This window comes from Aureimonas sp. AU22 (assembly GCF_001463745.1).
Lineage (GTDB): Bacteria > Pseudomonadota > Alphaproteobacteria > Rhizobiales > Rhizobiaceae > Aureimonas.
This window is the reverse complement of sequence record NZ_BBWJ01000076.1, coordinates 1-261: the sequence shown is the minus strand read 5'-3', so window position 1 is coordinate 261 and position 261 is coordinate 1. Positions and strand designations below refer to the sequence as shown.

The following is a 261-nucleotide window of genomic DNA, read 5'->3' as shown; positions in this document are numbered from 1 at the left end:
CAGGAGCGCGGCTACAAGACCGACCTGCAGTATGCCGAGGACGACATCCCGACCCAGATCAGCCAGCTGGAGAACATGGTGGCCGCCGGCGTCCAGTCGCTGGTGATCGCCTCGATCGACGGCACCACGCTGACCGACGTGCTGCAGCAGGCGCACGACAAGGGCATCAAGGTCATCGCCTACGACCGCCTGATCCGCAACTCGCCGAACGTCGACTACTACACGACCTTCGACAACTTCCAGGTCGGCGTCCTCCAGGCG

The 261-nt window shown here is 64.4% G+C and carries 1 protein-coding gene; it reads left to right on the top strand.

Annotation, left to right across the window (positions count from 1 at the left end; translation table 11 throughout):
* The coding region (locus tag AUL34_RS21700; protein WP_156421061.1) for a substrate-binding domain-containing protein at positions 1 to 261 on the top strand (261 nt) is incomplete at both ends.